19 protein-coding genes are annotated in these 18737 nt (G+C 36.6%); 6 read left to right on the top strand and 13 right to left on the bottom strand.

Annotation, left to right across the window (positions count from 1 at the left end; genetic code table 11):
* Positions 1 to 61 precede the first annotated feature (61 nt).
* The 4 genes from INR75_RS09520 to INR75_RS09505 all read right to left on the bottom strand — a co-directional run bounded on the left by INR75_RS09520 (position 62) and on the right by INR75_RS09505 (position 3661).
* Positions 62 to 916 carry a helix-hairpin-helix domain-containing protein gene (locus tag INR75_RS09520; RefSeq protein ID WP_223091720.1) on the bottom strand — a complete coding sequence of 285 codons (855 nt, stop codon included), beginning with the start codon at positions 914 to 916 and terminating at the stop codon, positions 62 to 64.
* Between the two features lie 23 nt (positions 917 to 939).
* Positions 940 to 3024, bottom strand: coding sequence for an amino acid carrier protein (locus INR75_RS09515; RefSeq protein ID WP_092544275.1), 2085 nt, complete (start codon positions 3022 to 3024; stop codon positions 940 to 942).
* 156 nt (positions 3025 to 3180) lie between these two features.
* On the bottom strand, positions 3181 to 3411 hold the full coding sequence (locus INR75_RS09510; RefSeq protein WP_092544135.1) for a PspC family transcriptional regulator: 231 nt from the start codon (positions 3409 to 3411) through the stop codon (positions 3181 to 3183).
* A gap of 13 nt (positions 3412 to 3424) precedes the next feature.
* A complete protein-coding gene (locus tag INR75_RS09505) occupies positions 3425 to 3661 on the bottom strand; it encodes a hypothetical protein (RefSeq protein WP_223091719.1) in 237 nt (78 codons plus the stop codon).
* A 103-nt stretch (positions 3662 to 3764) separates the two neighbouring features.
* On the opposite strand from INR75_RS09505, the gene INR75_RS09500 reads away from it, so the two are divergent.
* The gene (locus INR75_RS09500; RefSeq protein ID WP_223091718.1) at positions 3765 to 4592 is read left to right on the top strand and encodes an IS982 family transposase; all 828 of its coding nucleotides are present in this window, start codon (positions 3765 to 3767) and stop codon (positions 4590 to 4592) included.
* On the opposite strand, the gene INR75_RS09495 is transcribed toward INR75_RS09500, so the two are convergent.
* From INR75_RS09495 to INR75_RS09470, 6 genes are all read right to left on the bottom strand, one after another.
* On the bottom strand, positions 4584 to 5630 hold the full coding sequence (locus INR75_RS09495; RefSeq protein ID WP_223091717.1) for a DUF2851 family protein: 1047 nt from the start codon (positions 5628 to 5630) through the stop codon (positions 4584 to 4586). The two genes, INR75_RS09500 and INR75_RS09495, sit on opposite strands and share 9 nt — an antisense overlap.
* Before the next feature lie 63 nt (positions 5631 to 5693).
* Complete coding sequence (locus tag INR75_RS09490; protein ID WP_223091716.1) at positions 5694 to 6434, bottom strand: SGNH/GDSL hydrolase family protein; 741 nt, start codon at positions 6432 to 6434, stop codon at positions 5694 to 5696.
* A gap of 82 nt (positions 6435 to 6516) precedes the next feature.
* The gene (locus INR75_RS09485; protein ID WP_223091715.1) at positions 6517 to 6675 is read right to left on the bottom strand and encodes a hypothetical protein; all 159 of its coding nucleotides are present in this window, start codon (positions 6673 to 6675) and stop codon (positions 6517 to 6519) included.
* A gap of 4 nt (positions 6676 to 6679) precedes the next feature.
* A complete protein-coding gene (locus INR75_RS09480; protein ID WP_223091714.1) occupies positions 6680 to 6988 on the bottom strand; it encodes a Gmad2 immunoglobulin-like domain-containing protein in 309 nt (102 codons plus the stop codon).
* Positions 6989 to 7021: 33 nt separating this feature from the next.
* Entirely contained in the window at positions 7022 to 9109 is a 2088-nt protein-coding gene (locus INR75_RS09475; protein WP_223091713.1) for an amino acid carrier protein, read from the bottom strand.
* 186 nt (positions 9110 to 9295) lie between these two features.
* Complete coding sequence (locus INR75_RS09470) at positions 9296 to 10273, bottom strand: PLP-dependent cysteine synthase family protein (RefSeq protein WP_223091712.1); 978 nt, start codon at positions 10271 to 10273, stop codon at positions 9296 to 9298.
* A 138-nt stretch (positions 10274 to 10411) separates the two neighbouring features.
* On the opposite strand from INR75_RS09470, the gene INR75_RS09465 reads away from it, so the two are divergent.
* A complete protein-coding gene (locus INR75_RS09465) occupies positions 10412 to 10873 on the top strand; it encodes a copper resistance protein NlpE N-terminal domain-containing protein (RefSeq protein ID WP_223091711.1) in 462 nt (153 codons plus the stop codon).
* Positions 10874 to 11060: 187 nt separating this feature from the next.
* Here the strand turns inward: INR75_RS09465 and INR75_RS09460 are convergent, their stop codons facing one another.
* Positions 11061 to 12293 (bottom strand): ABC transporter permease, encoded by a 1233-nt coding sequence (locus tag INR75_RS09460; RefSeq protein ID WP_223091710.1) that lies wholly within the window; start codon positions 12291 to 12293, stop codon positions 11061 to 11063.
* A 13-nt stretch (positions 12294 to 12306) separates the two neighbouring features.
* On the opposite strand from INR75_RS09460, the gene INR75_RS09455 reads away from it, so the two are divergent.
* Positions 12307 to 13557 carry an exo-beta-N-acetylmuramidase NamZ domain-containing protein gene (locus INR75_RS09455; protein WP_223091709.1) on the top strand — a complete coding sequence of 417 codons (1251 nt, stop codon included), beginning with the start codon at positions 12307 to 12309 and terminating at the stop codon, positions 13555 to 13557.
* Between the two features lie 11 nt (positions 13558 to 13568).
* Positions 13569 to 14192, top strand: coding sequence for a bifunctional 2-polyprenyl-6-hydroxyphenol methylase/3-demethylubiquinol 3-O-methyltransferase UbiG (locus INR75_RS09450; RefSeq protein ID WP_223091708.1), 624 nt, complete (start codon positions 13569 to 13571; stop codon positions 14190 to 14192).
* A 15-nt stretch (positions 14193 to 14207) separates the two neighbouring features.
* Here the strand turns inward: INR75_RS09450 and INR75_RS09445 are convergent, their stop codons facing one another.
* Positions 14208 to 14702 carry a YkgJ family cysteine cluster protein gene (locus tag INR75_RS09445; protein WP_223091707.1) on the bottom strand — a complete coding sequence of 165 codons (495 nt, stop codon included), beginning with the start codon at positions 14700 to 14702 and terminating at the stop codon, positions 14208 to 14210.
* Between the two features lie 20 nt (positions 14703 to 14722).
* On the opposite strand from INR75_RS09445, the gene INR75_RS09440 reads away from it, so the two are divergent.
* Together INR75_RS09440 and INR75_RS09435 are read left to right on the top strand one after the other, a co-directional pair.
* Entirely contained in the window at positions 14723 to 15430 is a 708-nt protein-coding gene (locus tag INR75_RS09440) for a bifunctional 2-polyprenyl-6-hydroxyphenol methylase/3-demethylubiquinol 3-O-methyltransferase UbiG (RefSeq protein ID WP_223091706.1), read from the top strand.
* Between the two features lie 25 nt (positions 15431 to 15455).
* The gene (locus INR75_RS09435) at positions 15456 to 16244 is read left to right on the top strand and encodes a hypothetical protein (protein ID WP_223091705.1); all 789 of its coding nucleotides are present in this window, start codon (positions 15456 to 15458) and stop codon (positions 16242 to 16244) included.
* A gap of 287 nt (positions 16245 to 16531) precedes the next feature.
* Here the strand turns inward: INR75_RS09435 and recQ are convergent, their stop codons facing one another.
* Complete coding sequence (recQ, locus tag INR75_RS09430; protein WP_223091704.1) at positions 16532 to 18727, bottom strand: DNA helicase RecQ; 2196 nt, start codon at positions 18725 to 18727, stop codon at positions 16532 to 16534.
* Positions 18728 to 18737: the final 10 nt, after the last annotated feature.

The following is an 18737-nucleotide window of genomic DNA, read 5'->3' as shown; positions in this document are numbered from 1 at the left end:
TTTTAGATTTACCTTATAAAATGAACTTAAAATTAAGAATATAGTATTTTTTTACAATATATCAATTAAAACTTAAATATAATTGAATTCTATCAAATTTAGCTGTAGGAAAATCATCGATTTTTGATAAAACTTCAATTGAATCTATTCCTTCGTGCAGAGTTCTATAATTTATAACTGCTTTCGCCAATTCATAATTGAAATATGGTAGCTCAGAAAGTTCTAAAATACCGATTTCATTAATATTTTTTCGATCAAAATGGTCTGAGATAGGTTTTAGATGTTTTGAAAGCTCTTTGCGCACTTCATCCGAAAGTCCATAAACATCTTTTAGCTGAATTAAACTTCGATAACCACCAATACTCGATCTGTATCTTACAATTCGATTAGACAGCACCTCGCCTATTCCTTTTATTTTCTGAAGTTGTTCAGCAGAAACCGAATTAAGATCGAATTTTAAAATAGGTGCCGATTTTGTAGAATTTGAAGTATTATTTTTAGTAACCCATTCAGGAAATTTAAAATATGGTGACAACTGCAATAGTAAAGAATCTGAAACACCTGTTACAGTTTGAAAATCTGCAGCAGAATTAATCCATTTGCCAGAAGAACGAAATGCTAACAGGCGATCGATCTCATTTACCGTCATCCCCAGCCGATAAGCCTTGTAATCGGTAAGATAATTAGGGTTAAACGGGTAAATCGTATCCTTTTTAGAACTAGCCTTCTGTAAACTATCCAATTTATGCTGAAATTGTAAAATTTCAGCCTTAGTTTCTTCTGAAGTATTTTCTTCAGCAATAAAAAAAGGATAGCTAAAATAAAGAATCTGAAGAATAACGATAAATGCAATTAAAAAGAAAATCCCATTCCGTTCACTTTTATTGAAAACGAAATGGGATTTCCAGTATTTCATATGTCTATGTTTAGACTACACTTTTATTGCATAGTCGTCTTTGGCTTACCATCTTTTGTAAACAATTCGCCAGCCTTTAATTTTCTAAAGTACTCTCGAAGATCTTCTCTTACCTCTCCACTCATTATATAAAGACCAATAATGTTAGGGAAAGACATTGATAGAATCATCATATCAGAGAAATCTAACACAGCACCAAGGCTAATAGAAGCTCCAATTACAACAAATACTAAAAAGAATACTTTATAGATCAATTCAGATTTTGTACTCTTTCCAAAAAGGAAAGTCCATGCACGCATTCCGTAATACGACCATGAGATCATTGTAGAGAATGCGAATAAGAATACTGCTACAGAAAGTACATAAGGGAACCAATCGATAACACTTGCAAAAGCATCTGAGGTTAACTGCGTACCTCCAACACCTTCAACTTCGTGCATACCAGTAAAGATCAACACTAATGCAGTAAGTGTACAAACTACTACAGTATCGATAAATGGCTCTAATAAAGCTACGAAACCTTCAGAAGGTGGATTGTTTGTTTTTACCACACTGTGCGCGATCGCTGCTGAACCTACACCGGCTTCGTTAGAGAATGCCGCTCGTTGGAATCCAACAATCAATACCCCGATCACACCACCTTTTAATGCAGACGGACTAAATGCTCCATCCCAGATCGCGTTGAATGCGGGACCAATATTTTCGAAGTTCATACCAATAACCACAAAAGCACCTACGATATAAACTGCTGCCATTACAGGAACGATTTTACCCGTAACATTTGCAATACTATTAATACCACCAATAATTACAACTCCTACAAGAACAGCTAGAATGATACCAAACCAAAATCCGTTTCCTTCTAACATTGGGAATTGCCCTGAAAGGATTTCGAAAGATTGGTTAGCCTGGAACATGTTACCACCTCCAAAAGAAGCACCAACACCTAATATTGCAAAGAATCCTGCAAGAAAACGTCCAAAACTTTTCATGTTACGCTTCTCTAAACCGTAACGTAAATAGTTCATTGGGCCACCAAATACTCGACCTTCAGAATTTATATGTCTATATTTAACACCTAGTGTACATTCTACGAATTTTGAAGACATTCCCAGTAAACCAGCAACGATCATCCAAAAAGTAGCTCCTGCTCCACCAAGCGAAACTGCTACTGCCACACCAGCAATATTACCTAAACCAACGGTTGCAGAAACCGCAGTTGCTAATGCCTGGAAGTGTGTAATTGTACCCGGCGCATCAGGATCATCGTATTTTCCTCTTGCTAATTCAAAAGAATGCTTAAATCCTCTAATATTAATAAAGCCCATTCTTACCGTGAAAAACGCTGCTCCAAATACCAACCAAATTACGATAAACGGAATTGGATGTGATTGTGGATCACCATTAGGGTGCGTTAAGATCACAGGCTCATCATATTCTATTTGTGCTAAATAATGCGCACCGGTTTGGATAAGATCTTCAGAGTTTTGGTAATCAAAAATACTACCGCCTTCTTCAACAAGATATTTTAAATTACCTGATGCACCAGCATAAACAGGTGTATCACCATTATTACTGGAAGTCACAACAGCGATTTGATCGCCTTTTTCTACATGTGAACCTTCCTCGATTAACCAGTTCTTTAATACGAATTTATCCTGAACATCTGCACTCCAACCCGGAGTTTCAACATTTTTTACATCAGCATAAACAATAGGGTCGTAAATACCGATAGCGGCAAAAGGATCCCAAAAAAGAACAGCTGTTAATCCCTCAACAGCTGGTGTAAATGTTCCATTAAATTTTTCAGTAATTGCTTCAGCTTTCACTCTAGTTTCAACGGTAGCCGTATTACCATTACTATCCTGAACCAGTACCGTATAAGGTACACCTTCTGTAAGCCCCTCAGCTTTCGATGAACTAAGTGGGGTGTCTTGATCAGACCATTTATAAGTGTAAGGTGGGGTTCCTCCGGTTACTTCAACGTCTATAAATCCGTCGTTAATTTTATTTGTGGGGTTTCCGACTTTTGTTTTTACTTCTAGATCCTGTGCCTGAAGTAATGCCACAGGAAGCAGCAATAACATTGAAAGTAAGTACTTTCTCATATACAGATTAGTGTTTAATTTAGATTTGTTTTTTCCGCTCAGCAAGATGCTAAAAAATTAGGCTATTTCAAATTTTTGGCCGTTAAAATGTCAAGGTTTTGTTAATGAATCTTAACAAAATTATTAATTACCCCCCTAACTTTTAAAAGATTAGCGCTAAAGATCGAATACCGAAGTTCTTTTGGTATACACAAGATCTTTAAGTTTTAACCAAAAGGCAAGCGTCAAATAAACCGCAAAGCCAATTCCAAATGTGAAAAACGTAACGTAAATAAAGAATAACCTTACGCTTTTTGCCCGCATCCCTATTTTATCTGCAAGACGAGATGACACATAAAATCCATTACGTTCTAAATAGTATCGCAGATTGTAAAACTTTCTTTTCACATCGCAAATATAATTAATATTTCCCTTTTATAAACTTTGCTCCCAAAGCGCATTTTAAGCACCTGTTTACATCACAGTACGAACGTTTTAGTTGTAGAAGAGATTGAGAATGCATGGCATTTTTAAACAATTTGGGTTTTAATTGATAGAAATTCTTCACCACAGAATTTTTCTCTAAGCCAACTTCAGTAATTAAGTCGAGATACGATTCTTCTGCGATATGATTAGACTTTGCGAAAGCATACTGCAAGTGTACGATGGTATTAATTAACTCGAGTTTCCTGAAAAATAAAAAAGAGGAGCATAAAATAAGTCCTTAATTTTGAGATATCTAACTTCAAAATGTACTTACTATGCTCCAGGACAAAGTTATAGCAATTTATTGTTTGACCGACGATTTGCTAAAAGAAATGAATCACAAGGAACACAAGAACAGATTATTCACCGATGGGCAGGTCATTACCACCGCCTTGGTGTCTGCCCTCTATTTCCGGGGTAACCAATCTTTGACATTGGATTACATGCATAGCCATATTTTCGATCAGGTTATCAAAAAGAGTGGATTTACCAAACGCCTGCACAAGCTAAAGGAAACCTTAATGTTCATCCTTTTACGTATAGGCAGAGTCTTCAAATACCTATGTTGTGAAATGGAATACATCATTGATTCCTTCCCTGTCAAGGCTTGTCACAATATAAGGATTAATCGGTGCAAACTCTTCAGGGACGAGAAATACAGGGGCTATAATGCTTCCAAGCGGGAACATTTCTATGGTGTAAAGATCCAACTTGTCACCACTGCTGATGGTATCCCGGTAGAAATGTACCTGGTGGAAGGTGCCGAACACGACTCGCAGATACTAGGGAGGATGTATCACGACCTGCCCCCGGAAAGTTCTCTTTTTGGTGATAGTGGATATACCAACTATGAGATTGAAGATATGTTCCGAGAGGTCGAACAGGTTGACTTACAAATCAGTAGAAAATCAAATTCAAAACGAAAAGATATTCCTGCTGTGGCTTTTATTAAAGAACATATGAGGAAAAGGATAGAGACTACAATCAGTCAGATCAGTGCTTTGATGCCAAGGCACATAAACGCTGTAACGGCCAATGGGTTTCTCCTAAAATTGATCTTGTTTGTAATGGCATTTCAGGTCGATAAATGTATTTTAGAATAGGAAACTTGAGTTAATTATTAAAAGATCTATAAACGATTTTGAAAGCCGCTTTGGTTTTGGTTTATGATTACTGCGGAAGTTATAATGTGTTGTCCAGAATTCTGAAACCTCAGCAGAAAATATATCATAGATCTCATTTTTAGATTTTGCTTTAATGACTACCGAAAAGACTGAAGCCGATCGCGAAAAAACAGCAGCCAATTGCGCTAGCCTGATCGTAGGAAAATTATCTGGCCGCAACCTGAAGAAGACGGGTTTAGTTTCAATAGGTAATCCTAAACTGAACTTCTTCTGCATAAATTCATATTCATTTTTTAAAGATTTGAAATAGTTTTCTTCAACATCTTCATCTAGCAAACCAGCCTTGCCAAGTAATACCGCTTCCAATTGAAATCGATCATTCGATAATTTCCTAATGACTTCATAATCTATCGAATTGGCTAGCGATAAAAAGGAATCTCCGTTTTTGTTGAGTCCAAAATTTTTAGCCAGTAATTTAAACAAAGTCGCTTCCCAATCATTTTTACTTTGTTTCAGTAAATCAAAAATAAGTTTTGTCTTTTCTTCGAGACGTTCAAAATACAAACGCGTTAACCAGCTTTCAATATCAAAATTGTCAAAATTTGGAAAGTATTTTTCACAATTGATCCACTCATTTCCTTTCGAAAATAAATCGAGGTAATTTTGTTGAATTTCAGGATCAATTTTCCCTTTAAGTTCCAAAGACGGAATTATACTTTCATCTTTTCTGAAAATATCTGTATCGTGATCCCATACCACATGAAGAATTACATTATCGTAAGCCGAATCTGTTTCGTGATGGTGCGCATACCAATCTGAAGATTTTAGATGGATCTCAACATTCCCAGCCCAAAGCTGATCGCCAATTTTAATTTTTGAAGTGAAAAAATCTGGACCGCTATCAAGATTGTGCGTTCCCGGATGGTAAATGTGAAGCAATTCACCTGCTGCTGTCTTCAGCTCGGTTTTATCAAACTTCTGGAATTGCCATATATAATGTAAAAATTCTTCCCGCACCTTCTAAAGTTAAGGAAGAATCTTTTAAGATTTTAAAAATCAAGACTATAAAGTCGAAAATCCTTATTCCTGTGGTAATTTTTCAACAACATTCAGCATAAAATGTTCTACCCATAAACGGTACATCATACCACTAGGATGCAGATCGTCGTCTGCTATAAGGTCTGGATTATCTGCAGCTCTTCTAGAAATTGGGGTGATATTATAAAAACTAACATCAAATTCTTCAGCTACACGGCGAAAAACCTCGTTAAAAGCATCGATATCGCGACCAATTTCATCCTGATTGGCAGCACCAAAAGGCGTCACGCCATAATCTGGAATACTCACGGCAAAAACACCATCTTCCATCTTTTTAGAATGGTTTATTGCCTTTCTAAAAATCTCACGAAGTTCTTCTTCGTATTCTGTGATGGGTTTGTTTTGATATTGATTATTCACACCAATTAAAATCGAAACTATGTCGAAATCGCGCTGAACATTTAATTCAGAATTTATGCCGGCAATAAGATCGGCCGTAGTCCAACCGGTTCTGGCAATGATCTTAGGAGGCGCCATGGCATAGCCTCGATCACGCAATTCTTCCGTAAGTTGTACCGGCCAACGCTCAGATTCTTCAACACTCTCGCCAATCGTATACGAATCTCCAAGTGCGAGATAGCTATATTGTGCTTCTCCGTTGGTATTTTCTGAAGTTGTATCTTCTTCCTCTTCGGTTTCTGCAACCGACTTTGTTGCTACTGAACTGGTACTGCATCCCACCGCTAGAAAGGAAGCCAGAATTAAAAATTGCAGGTATTTCATCTTTTATTTTATGCTTTAAAAGTAACTAATTTCAACTAATACGGAAGCACAGATACCTAATTCTACACTCAAACATCATTAACTATCTATCTTGCTGAATAAAACAAACCGGAAATTTATACTGATTTTCATTTTCTTCTAAACCTGAAGGATTCGCACGCTCAAAAACTAAATACCCACTTTTCTGACTCCTAACTTCAAATTCAAGATTTCCTTCAAAATTCACCCAATTTCGCGTCATCCAGTCATCTGGATGCCTTAATATAAGTTTTAGCTAGTAAGTTTCCATTTTCGTCTAACAATTTTACCGGCGCATCAGCTTCAAAAAACCAGTATCCTTTTGCTTTACCAGAAAGTTGGAGCGGAGATTCGATCACCGCCCCTTCTTTTGGTGTATTTATTTGTATTAATTCTGAAATTTCTTCGGAAGTTTTTTCGGCTTCAACTGAAACTGCATTTTCTTCCGTAGAAATTATTCCCTTTTTCGAATGATTTTCGCTCCCTTCATTTTCTGAAGTTTTCTTACAAGAAAAAACCAAGTTCAAAATGGCCAAAATCAATACATATTTTTTTATATTCCGTATAAATTAATCGGATTCTCTAAATTTTGGATTAATAAAGATCTCGTTATTACGTAAGCGTTTCATATAGTTCTTAAGATCGCCTCGAATTTCAGAAGACATCACATAAAGTCCGATAATATTAGGGAACGACATTGCTAAGATCATCATATCAGAGAAACTAAGCACCGCACCAAGACTAACAGAAGCTCCTACGATCACAAATAACAAGAACATTATTTTATAAATCAGTTCAGACTTTTTACTTCTTCCAAAAAGATAGGTCCAGGAACGCATGCCGTAATACGACCAAGAAACCATCGTAGAAAATGCAAATAAGAAAACCGCAAAAGCCAATACAGCAGGAAACCAAGAGATCACACTACCAAAAGCATCTGCAGTAAGTTCTACACCGCCCATACTATCAACTTCGTGCATCCCGGTAAATATTAGCACTAAAGCGGTCATTGTACAAACCACCATGGTATCGATAAATGGTTCTACTAAAGATGTGAACCCATCTGCAATAGGATTTTTGGTTTTTGACGCACTATGCGCGATCGCCGCAGATCCCACACCGGCCTCACTAGAAAATGCTGCCCGTTGCAATCCAACAATTAAAACCCCTATAAAACCACCTTTCATCGCACTCGCTGAAAATGCCCCATCAACAATCGCGTGAAATGCATTTCCAATATTTTCGATATTGGTTCCAATTACCACAAAACAACCTAAAATATAAACCAGCGCCATAAACGGCACTACTTTACCGGTCACTTTCGCGATGCTGTTAATTCCGCCAATGATTACAATTCCAACCAAAACAGCGAAACCTAATCCAAACCAAAATCCGTTACCTTCTAAAAATGGAATCTGATCTGAAACAATTTTAAATGCCTGGTTTGATTGAATCATATTACCGCCGCCAAAAGAAGCGCCAACACCCAAAACAGCAAATAGAATAGCAAGTGCTTTACCAACACCTTTCATATTTCTTTTCTCTAAACCGTAGCGCAGGTAATTCATGGGGCCACCAAAAATTCGGCCCTCTTCATTTATATGTCTATACTTTACACCAAGTGTACATTCTACAAACTTTAAGGACATCGCGAAAAATCCTGCTATAAACATCCAAAAAGTAGCTCCCGCTCCTCCCAGAGAAATCGCCACAGCTACCCCGGCGATATTTCCTAAACCAACTGTTGCTGAAACTGCCGTGGTCATTGCTTCAAAATGTCTAATTCTTCCGGGAGCATCTGGATTATCAAATTTCCCTTTGGCCAAATCTATAGAGTGTGTAAAACCTCTTACGTTTATAAACCCAAGACGAAACGTAAAAAATATGCTGCCCAGGATCAACCAGATCACGATAAAAGGAATTGAGTTTTTGCGAACTTCACCATTTGGATGTAAAACAGGCTGAGGAGAATCGTAAGTGATCATTGCGACCTGATGTGCATTTTGCTCGATAACATCTTCTTTATCATTTGGATCAAAAATGGCAACGCTTTCATCGACGCTATGGTTTAAAGTTCCGTCTGAAGGAGCGTAAACAGGAATTTCTTCACTTCCTTTTTGTACAACAGCGATCTTTTCGCCTTCAGCAATCTTTTCTCCATCATCGATTAACCAGCTTTTAAGCGTATATTTTTGTTCGGTTTTTGCATCAAATTCGGGAATTAAAATTGGTCTTTCATCGGTATATACCACAGGATCATAAATCCCCAGTGGTTCGAATGGATCCCAGAATAAAATTCCTTCTAAAAAATCTACCGCTGGTTGTGCACGACTATTTACTTTCTCTGTCATCGAAGTTGCTTCGATCTTGAAAGTTTTCTCTACTTCTTTGTCATTGGCATCGGTTACCGTAACCTTATGCTCTAAACCTTCGATAAAACCAGTTGCTTTTTTGGCATCTAAAGGTGTTTCTTTTTGGCTCCACTTGTACTGATAAGGCGGTTTTCCTCCCTGCACTTTAACTACAGCTTCTGCATCATTGATCTCTTGAGACGGATTTGTAGTTGCTACTGAAACTTGAAAATCAGCATCATTTTGTGCTAATAATGTTGTTACAAAGCATTGAAATAAAAGACCAAATAAGTAATGTTTTTTCATAAATAATTAGGTTAAACTATTGTACTCTTAATTTTACTTTTAGCTTTATTTACTCGATAATCGAGATTAAATACTTCGAGGAATGCCTTAATACAAAGAAGATTTTTAAAAAAACCCTCACAGGCTCGCCCTTAGGTTGTCTACCAAGCTAAATGTGAATGATGTAGGGTAACAATTGCCAATTTTCTATAAAAAATCGTGTTGCTTCATCCAGTCGTCATTAAACATCTTACCTACGTACCTACTGCCATGATCGTGAAATAAAACGACCACCACATCATCCTTAGTAAAATGTTCCTTTAATTGTAATAATCCTTTAGCTGCTGCACCAGCCGAATTCCCTAAAAAGAAGCCTTCTTCCCTGGCTAGTTTACGCGTGTAGATCGCAGCATCTTTATCGGTTACTTTTGTAAATCCATCGATAACGCTAAAGTCTACGTTCTTGGGTAAAATATCTTCTCCAATACCCTCGGTTACATATGGATATATTTCATTTTCATCAAATTCGCCAGTTTCGTGATACTTTTTAAATACTGAACCATAAGTATCAATTCCCCAGATCTTGATATTTGGGTTTTGCTCTTTTAAATATTTCCCAACTCCAGAAATAGTTCCGCCTGTACCAACACCAACTACGAAATGTGTGACCTTACCATCTGTTTGTTTCCAGATCTCTGGCCCGGTACTTTCATAATGTGCTTTTGAATTCGCAAGATTATCATATTGATTTACATACCAGGAATTTGGAGTTTCATTGGCCATTCTCCTGGCAACCGAATAATAACTTTCTGGATCGTCTGGTGCTACATCGGTGGGACAAACTACTACTTCACTTCCAACCGCTTTAAGAATGTCCATTTTTTCTTTGCTCTGTTTATCAGACATTACACAAACCATTTTGTATCCTTTTACAATCGCAGCAAGCGCCAGCCCCATCCCGGTATTTCCGCTGGTTCCTTCAATTATGTTTCCGCCTGGTTTTATTAGTCCGTTCGCTTCAGCTTCTTCCAACATTTTTAAAGCCATACGATCTTTAACAGAATTACCCGGATTAAAAGTTTCGTATTTCGCCAGAACCAAGGCATCAATTTCAGCAGTGAGTTTGTTCATTTTCACCAAAGGGGTATTTCCAATGGTTTCTAAAATATTCTCAGCGTAGGTCATTCAATTTTTTTTGAATTCACAATGTAGGGAATCCAAAAGGATAATTCTGTTTAAGAAAAATTAAAACTTCGGCTTAAATTTTAGTAATTATTTAGATTTGTAATTCTGAAAATCGATATACTTTTGCGCAAAAAAATCATGAGGAATTTTATTGCACAACAAGTTATATTTCTTGGGATTACCACTTTATTATTTAATGTTTCCTGCCAGGATGAAAAGAAAGAAAATAAACAGGATGCACAAACTAAGTGGGAAGAGAAAAGCCCGAAGGAAAAGTGGGATTATACTGGCGTTTACCAGGTAACTTTACCATGCGTAGATTGCAGTGGAATCATCGTTAAACTTCATCTAAATGAAGATGGTTCTTATCGAATTGTAAAGAATTATAATGGCAATGACGACACTCCCGGTGAAATTAAAACTGAAACTGGTAAATATCAGTGGAGTGAGAATGATTCGTTAATTATTCTTAATAATCAAAAATTCAGAATTTCTAACAATGTCATATCCTGGAAAGATCCTGAAATTGCCCGAATAAAAAAGGACAGCAGTAAAACTTACTCTTTACGTATGATCTCGAAAGATTCGATCATGAAGTAAGCTACCTCGGGGCAAGACCTAGAGACATTCTTTGAAAACAAATTTTTAATTTCATGTCAAGCATCGAAATATTAGGCCTTTGGCGGTGCCAATAATGATCATTTCTGCTTATTTAGAAAGTCAAGATGTATTCCGAAGAAAAAAGGTAAAAAAACCTGCAATATTAGCACCCAATATTCGATAAATTTTACTCGAATTTTATCGATTTTACCGGTGATATTTTTGAAATGATCATCGACGGAATAAGTAACATTAGCATACAAAGAATAAGCGTTCCTACATTTACCGCCACGATATAATCCCAACTTATATATATTGGTACTTCGCTCACGTAATAGGTTTCTGGATTTAGCGGTATCAGTTTAAGATACTTCTGAATAAAAAGTATTCCTAAACCAATGACATTCCCCCAAAACAAGCCGAGTAATATTAAATAACCGGCATTATATAAAAACATCTTTCTAATTGACCAATCCTGGGTTCCCAAAGCTTTAAAGATACCGATCATTTGAGTTCGCTCTAAAATAAGGACTAACAAAGCCGTGATCATATTTATCCCCGCAACCAAAATCATGATCCCTATAATTAGCGCAATATTAAAATCGAAAAGAGAAAGCCATTCAAAAATATTATAGTATTTCTGGCCAATATGTTGTGCATCCAAGAAGGATCCTGTGTTTAGGTATACTTCGTTCCACTTTTCATCTAACTTATCAAAATCGTCGATAAAAATTTCGAAACTCCCAACTTCATTGTCTTCCCAAGCATTTAGTTTTTGAACGTGGCGTATATCTGCAATTACATACAATTCGTCAAAATCCTGAAAACCTGAATCATAAATTCCCACGATCTTAAAACCACGAACAAAAGGGCGCTCTCTTCCTTCTCTTACAAAATAAGTGGGCGCACGATCACCAATATTTAATTGAAGTCTATCTGCAAGGTATCTGGAAATTAAAACCTCATCATTAAGATTCGACGAATAATCGGGTAATTTTCCTTCAACTAAAAAATCCTTGAAATACGACCAGTCGTAATCTTCGCCAACACCTTTAACAACAACGCCTTCAAAATCATCTGCAGTTCTTATAATCCCGGCTTTGGTTGCCGTGGCCTGCACATGCGTTATACCTTCAACTGTATTAAAATCGGGATAAAAATCCTGGTCTTTAGAAACAGGCTCTAAAGTAATTTCACTATTATTATTATCGTAATTAGTAACAATAATATGCCCATTAAAAGCGGCAATTTTATCTCTAATTTTCCCTTGTAATCCCAATCCCGTAGCAAAAGATACCAGCATCATAATCACTCCAATAGCAATTGCAGTGATCGCAATTTTTATTATAGGAGAGGAAATACTACTTTTATCTTTATTGGCGTTAATTAAACGCTTAACTACAAATAATTCGAAATTCAAGAGCTACAATTATATGATTAACCGGTTGTTCAAAAGTACATTTTTATTCAGTCTTATTGCAATTCTTTCCTGCGGAAACATAGAAGCTGATAAAAATAGAACGGAAGCTTCTTCTGAAAAAAAACAGGATAGCATAAATTCTTCCGAAGAAATTATACAAGATATCGTGGTTGGCGCAAATAGAACAGAACTTTACATGCCAATGCTACACGGTAAAAAAGTGGGATTAGTTGGTAATCAATCCTCTTTGGTTTTAAATAAAAATAATGAGTCTGTTCATCTGGTTGATTCCCTTTTAGCGCTAAACGTAGAGCTGGTAAAAGTTTTTGCTCCAGAACATGGTTTTAGAGGAAAAGCTGATGCGGGCGAAAAAATCAAAGACGGTAAAGATCCAAAAACAGGTTTATCAGTGATTTCTCTCTACGGAAGTAATAAAAAACCAAAACCAGAGCAACTTAAAGATATCGATGTTTTAATATTTGACCTGCAGGATGTTGGTGCTCGCTTTTACACTTACATTTCTTCACTACATTACGTGATGGAAGCCTGCGCAGAAAACGATATTAAGCTTTTGGTTTTTGACCGCCCTAACCCAAACGGGCATTATGTTGATGGCCCAGTTCTAGAAAATGAATACAAAAGTTTTGTAGGTATGCATCCAATACCAACCGTACACGGACTAACAATGGGTGAATATGCAAAGATGATCAATGGCGAAAACTGGCTTAAAGACGGCATTAGCTGTAATCTTGAAGTGATAAAAATGAGTGCATACGATCATCAAAAGAAATATAGTTTACCAGTAAAGCCCTCACCTAATTTACCTAACGATAAATCTATAAATTTATATCCCAGTCTGTGCTTTTTTGAAGGTACCAATGTTAACGCAGGTCGCGGAACCAACAAGCAATTTCAGGTGTTTGGCTCTCCTTTTTTAAATACTGAAGCCTTTTCGTATCGCTACACGCCAAAATCGATGGAAGGCGCTAAAAATCCCAAACATTTAGATAAAGAATGCTTTGGAGAAGATCTTAGCGAAAGTGAACATTTAGATCATCTTAATTTGGAATGGCTAATAAAAGCTTACAATAATACCGAAAATAAAGCCGAATTCTTTAATGCTTTCTTCACCAAACTTGCAGGTACCAAAAAACTTCAGCTACAAATTGAAAATGGATTAAGCGCAGAAGAAATTAGAGCAACATGGCAAGATGGTTTAGCAGCTTTTAAAAAGAAACGTGAAAAATACCTGTTATACGAATAATTAAGATCGCTATGGAAAATGAATGGCTACAGCGATGGGAAGATCGTTTTAATAAAAAAGAATATGCATACGGAGTAGAACCTAATACGTTTTTAGCGCAACAATTACAAAATTTCAAAACCGGCAAAATTTTATTCGGCGCTGAAGGCGAGGGTAGAAATGCTGTTTTTGCCGCCAAAAATGGCTGGGACGTAGCTGCTTTCGACATTAGTACAGCTGCTAAAAATAAGGCGCAAAAGCTTGCAAAATCGACTCAGTCAACTATCGATTATAGAATTGGTAATTTACCCGAACTTGGTTTTAAACCTGAACAATTTGATGTAATCGCTTTGATCTACGCTCACTTTCCAGCCAATATTCGTGAAAAATATCATACTTTTTTAATAAATCTGCTTAAACCCGGCGGCCATATTATTTTTGAAGGTTTTGGAGAAAACCACCTTAAATTTAGAAATGAGAATCCTAATGTTGGTGGCCCAAGAGACCAGGAAACTTTATTTTCTAAATCAGAAATTCAGCGGAATTTTAAAGATTTTAAAGTCGATCTTCTCGAGGAAAAACCCATTGCACTAAACGAAGGCTTATACCATAACGGCACGGGATCTGTACTTCGATTTATTGGAGAAAAGTTATAATTAAAATTTCCGAATCTAAACTTTAATTCGGCGTTTCATTTCTTCTACAATATTATAAGCAGCAGGACATATTGCCGTATTCTTTATAGTAAGATTCGATATTTTATGAAAGTCTTTTCTATCGGTGTGCGGATATTCGCGGCAGGCCTTTGGACGCACATCATAAATCAAACAATAATTATCGTGCCCTAAAAAAGTACAGGGAACATTTTGCAACACATAATCTTTATCTTCATCTATTCTAAGATATTGATCGATAAACTGCTGTGGTTTAAGCTTTAAAAACTTACTAATACGCTCTATATCTTTATTGGTAAAAAGTGGCCCGGTTGTTTTACAGCAATTTGCACAGTCTAAACAATTAGTACGGGAGAATTCTTCCTCGTGCATTTGCTGCATTTTAACGTCTAAATCTTTAGGTGGACGTTTCTTTAGCTTAGAAAAAAACTTTTTATTTTCCTTCTGCTTATCTTTGGCCTTTCCCGGCAGCTCTTTTAAAATTTCCTGCATGCCGCAAAGATAATAAGATTATGAAGGAAAAAGATATCTTCGGAATGGCAATGAAAGCCTATTATTTCGAAAAAGATGCAACTCCTATTGAAGTGCATTCGCCAGATTTTGATGATGATGAGATCGCAATTAAATACTTGTTTAGAGAATTTGCTGAAATGCCTAAAACCGAACAAAAAGCGCTTACACTTGCCTATGGTAATGTGTTGGATGTAGGTTGCGGTGCCGGAAGTCATGCGCTTTATCTTCAGCAAAAAGACATAAAAGTAAAAGCTATTGATACTTCTGAAGGGGCGATTGAAATTGCCAAAGAACGCGGAGTAATAAATGCTGAAGTAAAAGACTTTTATGCTGAAATTGGTCAATATGACACGCTATTATTCTTGATGAATGGCACCGGGATTATTGGAAACCTTATCAATACCGATAACTTCTTAAGTATCTGCAAAGAGATCCTGAAACCCGGCGGGCAGATACTTATCGATTCTTCAGATCTTAGCTTTTTAGAAGATGAAGAAGAACCAAACGAGGATTTAGATCGTAATTATATAGGAGAGATCGATTTTCGCATAAGTTACAAGGGAGAAAAATCAGATTATTTCCCATGGCTTTATTTAGATTTCAATTTGCTTAAATTAGCCGCCCAAAAGCACAATTTTAATTGCGAATTGATCGTTGAAGGCGAGCACTACGATTATTTAGCAAAACTTACGCTTAAAAATGATTAAATTTGAACACCATATTATATTCTAAATGAAGAAGTTTTACAAGTATTTTTATACACTATGCCTTTTAGTAACGATTACCTCTTGTTCTAGCGACGGTAACGGCGGGGGCGATCCAACAGATGACACACCGGTAATCGATAGAACATTAAATCAGCAGGGATTAGGCGATTCGGCTAACGACCTTTTGAGTGATGATAATTATACTTCGATGAATATCGAGGTATTATTTGTAAATGGTTTTCAGCCAACACAGGCAGCCATGGAAAATTTTCAGGCATTTTTAGAAGAAAGAACATACAAACCAGATGGCATTTCTATTAGCTATCGTGAGGTAGCTTCATCTGGCATGTCTCCTTTTGCGATAGAGGAATTTGCAGATATCGAAGATGAAGAACGAGGCACTTTTAATATTGGCGACGAAATTAGCGTTTATATTTATTTTGCTGACGGCAGTAACGAGAACGACACCGACCAGCGTTTTGTTTTAGGTTCTGCTTATCGAAATACTTCTATGGTTATTTACGGAGAGACTATAAACAGGTTTGCCGCAAGAGCAAATGCACCGAGTAAAAGCGTTATAGAAACTGCTGTTCTAAATCACGAATTTGGGCATTTATTTGGTTTAGTTAACGTAGGAACCGAATTACAAAGTGACCATGAAGACGACGATAATGACGGTCATTGTACAGAAGAAAACTGTTTAATGAGAGCTTCTTTAGAATTTGGAAGCGGTATCATAAACCAGGTTCGTGGCACTGCTCCAGAAATGGGACCACTGTGTATTGCTGATTTACAAGCCAACGGCGGAAAGTAATTCAACTAAATACATATTAAAGCATAAAAAAGCCTTTTTGAATATTCAAAAAGGCTTTTTTTGTTTTTATACTCTATTATTACTTCTTCTGAAGTTTTTTATTCTTTGTAAAAGCTATTACTGAAAGTAACAAAAACCCAATTGCTAATCCGTTTATAAAACCACTCCAGGTATCTGTAAATATTTCAACGTTTACTGGAACTACGCTAATTATCAATAACGACACACCCAAAATTAGTAATGTTAGCGCTTGTTTTTTAGTCGGATTTACTAGCACATGATCGTTTTTAGTTTGCCACTTCGCTTATAAATTTAATTCGGTACAAACGAAGTTCTTCATCGTCATAATCACCGTCAAATTCTTCTAGCGCAGCTTCGATCTTATCGGTTTCAGCTTCAAGAAAATATTCGTGTAATTCTTCCTGCTGATCTTCATCTAAAAGATCTTCGAGATAATAATCGATATTCAGCTTAGTACCACTATAAACGATAGCTTCCATCTCTTTAATAAATTCAGGCATTTCCATCCCTTTTGCAGATGCAATATCATCTAAAGGTAATTTTCTATCCACACTTTGTATGATGAATAATTTTAATGCACTATTAGCTCCAGTAGACTTTACAACCAGATCATCTGGTCGTATAACTTCGTTATCTTCTACATATCTCGCAATAAGATCTACAAATTCTTTACCGTATTTTTTAGCTTTTCCTTCACCAACACCATGAATATTCCCGAGTTCCTTAAGATCTACAGGATATTTAAGTGCCATATCATCTATAGAAGGATCCTGAAAAACTACAAAAGGAGGCACGCCATTTTTCTTGGCAACTTTTTTACGTAATTCCTTTAGCATACCCACTAATTTATCATCGACTCCAGTTGAAGCTTTGGCCGATACCGCAGCATTATCCGTATTTTCGTCGAAAATATGATCGTGCGTCATCATAAATGATTCTGGGTTCTGCAGGAATTCTTCTCCTTTTTCGGTTAGTTTTATAACTCCGTAAGTTTCGATATCCTTTCTTAGATAGCCTGCTACAAGTGCCTGCCTTGTAAGTGCCATCCAAAAACCTTCATCTTTACCTTTTCCTTTACCAAAAAGCGGATTAGTATCTGTTTTATGTGATAAGATCAAGGCGTTACTCTTTCCAACGATCGTCTTTACGATCTCTTTAGATTTGTAAAGCTGTTTGGTATCTTTAACAACCTGGATAAGCAATTCTAAATCTTCCTTTGCTTCATGTTGCTTTTTAGGATTACGAACATTATCATCCATTTTGGCCTCATCCATTGTTTCCTCATCAAATTCTTCCCCAAAATAATGGAGAATGAATTTACGACGAGAAATAGAAGTCTCTGCATACGCTACGACTTCCTGAAGCAATGCATGGCCAACCTCCTGCTCGGCAACAGGCTTACCACTCATAAACTTTTCTAGCTTTTCGATATCCTTATAAGCATAAAACGCGAGGCAATGGCCTTCTCCTCCATCACGACCAGCTCTACCGGTTTCCTGATAGTAACTTTCTATACTTTTAGGAATATCATGATGAATCACAAAACGTACATCGGGTTTATCGATTCCCATACCAAAAGCAATGGTTGCTACAACAACATCTACTTCTTCCATCAAGAACATATCCTGATGTTTTGATCTTGTTTTAGCATCTAAACCTGCATGATACGGAATCGCGTTGATACCATTAACCTGAAGGGTTTGTGCCAATTCCTCTACCTTTTTACGGCTAAGACAATAAATGATCCCGCTTTTACCATTATTCTGTTTTACAAAACGAATAATATCGGCATCAACATTTTTAGTTTTAGGCCGTACTTCGTAATATAAGTTAGGACGGTTAAAACTTGCTTTAAAAGTTTTAGCCTTAGGAATCCCAAGATTCTTAAGTATATCTTCCTGTACTTTTGGAGTTGCAGTAGCGGTAAGAGCGATAATTGGAATGTTCTCTCCAATACGTTTAATAATATGTCTTAGATTTCGATATTCTGGTCTAAAATCATGTCCCCATTCGCTAATACAGTGCGCTTCATCTATGGCTAAAAAAGATATTTTTTGCTGTTTTAAAAATTCAACATAATCTTCTTTTGTTAGAGACTCTGGCGCTACATAAAGAAGCTTGGTTACACCATTGACGATATCTTCCTTTACCTGTTTTACTTCTGTTTTATTTAGCGAAGAATTTAAAACGTGGGCGACACCATATTCCGAAGAAATTCCGCGAATGGCGTCTACCTGGTTTTTCATTAAGGCGATAAGGGGTGATACTACAATTGCTGTTCCTTCTTCAATTAATGCAGGTAGCTGGTAGCATAGGGATTTACCTCCTCCTGTTGGCATTATTACAAAAGTATCGTGCTTATTTACAATACTGGCAACAACGTCCTCCTGAAGACCTTTAAATTGGCTAAAACCAAAATATTTCTTCAGTTGTTTATGTAAATCAATTTCAGTCAAACTCATTCAATTGTGT

The sequence above is a fragment of the Zunongwangia sp. SCSIO 43204 genome, from assembly GCF_019904275.1.
Lineage (GTDB): Bacteria > Bacteroidota > Bacteroidia > Flavobacteriales > Flavobacteriaceae > Zunongwangia > Zunongwangia mangrovi.
The sequence above is the reverse complement of the archived record's forward strand: the minus strand, read 5'-3'. Positions and strand labels throughout refer to the sequence as shown.

What these genes read in the sequence shown, in the direction of transcription:
- INR75_RS09520 (WP_223091720.1), bottom strand. Translation starts at nt 916, where the DNA reads ATGAAATACTGGAAATCCCATTTCGTTTTCAATAAAAGTGAACGGAAT.
- INR75_RS09515 (WP_092544275.1), bottom strand. Translation starts at nt 3,024, where the DNA reads ATGAGAAAGTACTTACTTTCAATGTTATTGCTGCTTCCTGTGGCATTA.
- INR75_RS09500 (WP_223091718.1), top strand. Translation starts at nt 3,765, where the DNA reads ATGCTCCAGGACAAAGTTATAGCAATTTATTGTTTGACCGACGATTTG.
- INR75_RS09490 (WP_223091716.1), bottom strand. Translation starts at nt 6,434, where the DNA reads ATGAAATACCTGCAATTTTTAATTCTGGCTTCCTTTCTAGCGGTGGGA.
- INR75_RS09485 (WP_223091715.1), bottom strand. Translation starts at nt 6,675, where the DNA reads ATGACGCGAAATTGGGTGAATTTTGAAGGAAATCTTGAATTTGAAGTT.
- INR75_RS09475 (WP_223091713.1), bottom strand. Translation starts at nt 9,109, where the DNA reads ATGAAAAAACATTACTTATTTGGTCTTTTATTTCAATGCTTTGTAACA.
- INR75_RS09470 (WP_223091712.1), bottom strand. Translation starts at nt 10,273, where the DNA reads ATGACCTACGCTGAGAATATTTTAGAAACCATTGGAAATACCCCTTTG.
- INR75_RS09465 (WP_223091711.1), top strand. Translation starts at nt 10,412, where the DNA reads ATGAGGAATTTTATTGCACAACAAGTTATATTTCTTGGGATTACCACT.
- INR75_RS09455 (WP_223091709.1), top strand. Translation starts at nt 12,307, where the DNA reads ATGATTAACCGGTTGTTCAAAAGTACATTTTTATTCAGTCTTATTGCA.
- INR75_RS09450 (WP_223091708.1), top strand. Translation starts at nt 13,569, where the DNA reads ATGGAAAATGAATGGCTACAGCGATGGGAAGATCGTTTTAATAAAAAA.
- INR75_RS09445 (WP_223091707.1), bottom strand. Translation starts at nt 14,702, where the DNA reads ATGCAGGAAATTTTAAAAGAGCTGCCGGGAAAGGCCAAAGATAAGCAG.
- INR75_RS09440 (WP_223091706.1), top strand. Translation starts at nt 14,723, where the DNA reads ATGAAGGAAAAAGATATCTTCGGAATGGCAATGAAAGCCTATTATTTC.
- INR75_RS09435 (WP_223091705.1), top strand. Translation starts at nt 15,456, where the DNA reads ATGAAGAAGTTTTACAAGTATTTTTATACACTATGCCTTTTAGTAACG.
- recQ (WP_223091704.1), bottom strand. Translation starts at nt 18,727, where the DNA reads ATGAGTTTGACTGAAATTGATTTACATAAACAACTGAAGAAATATTTT.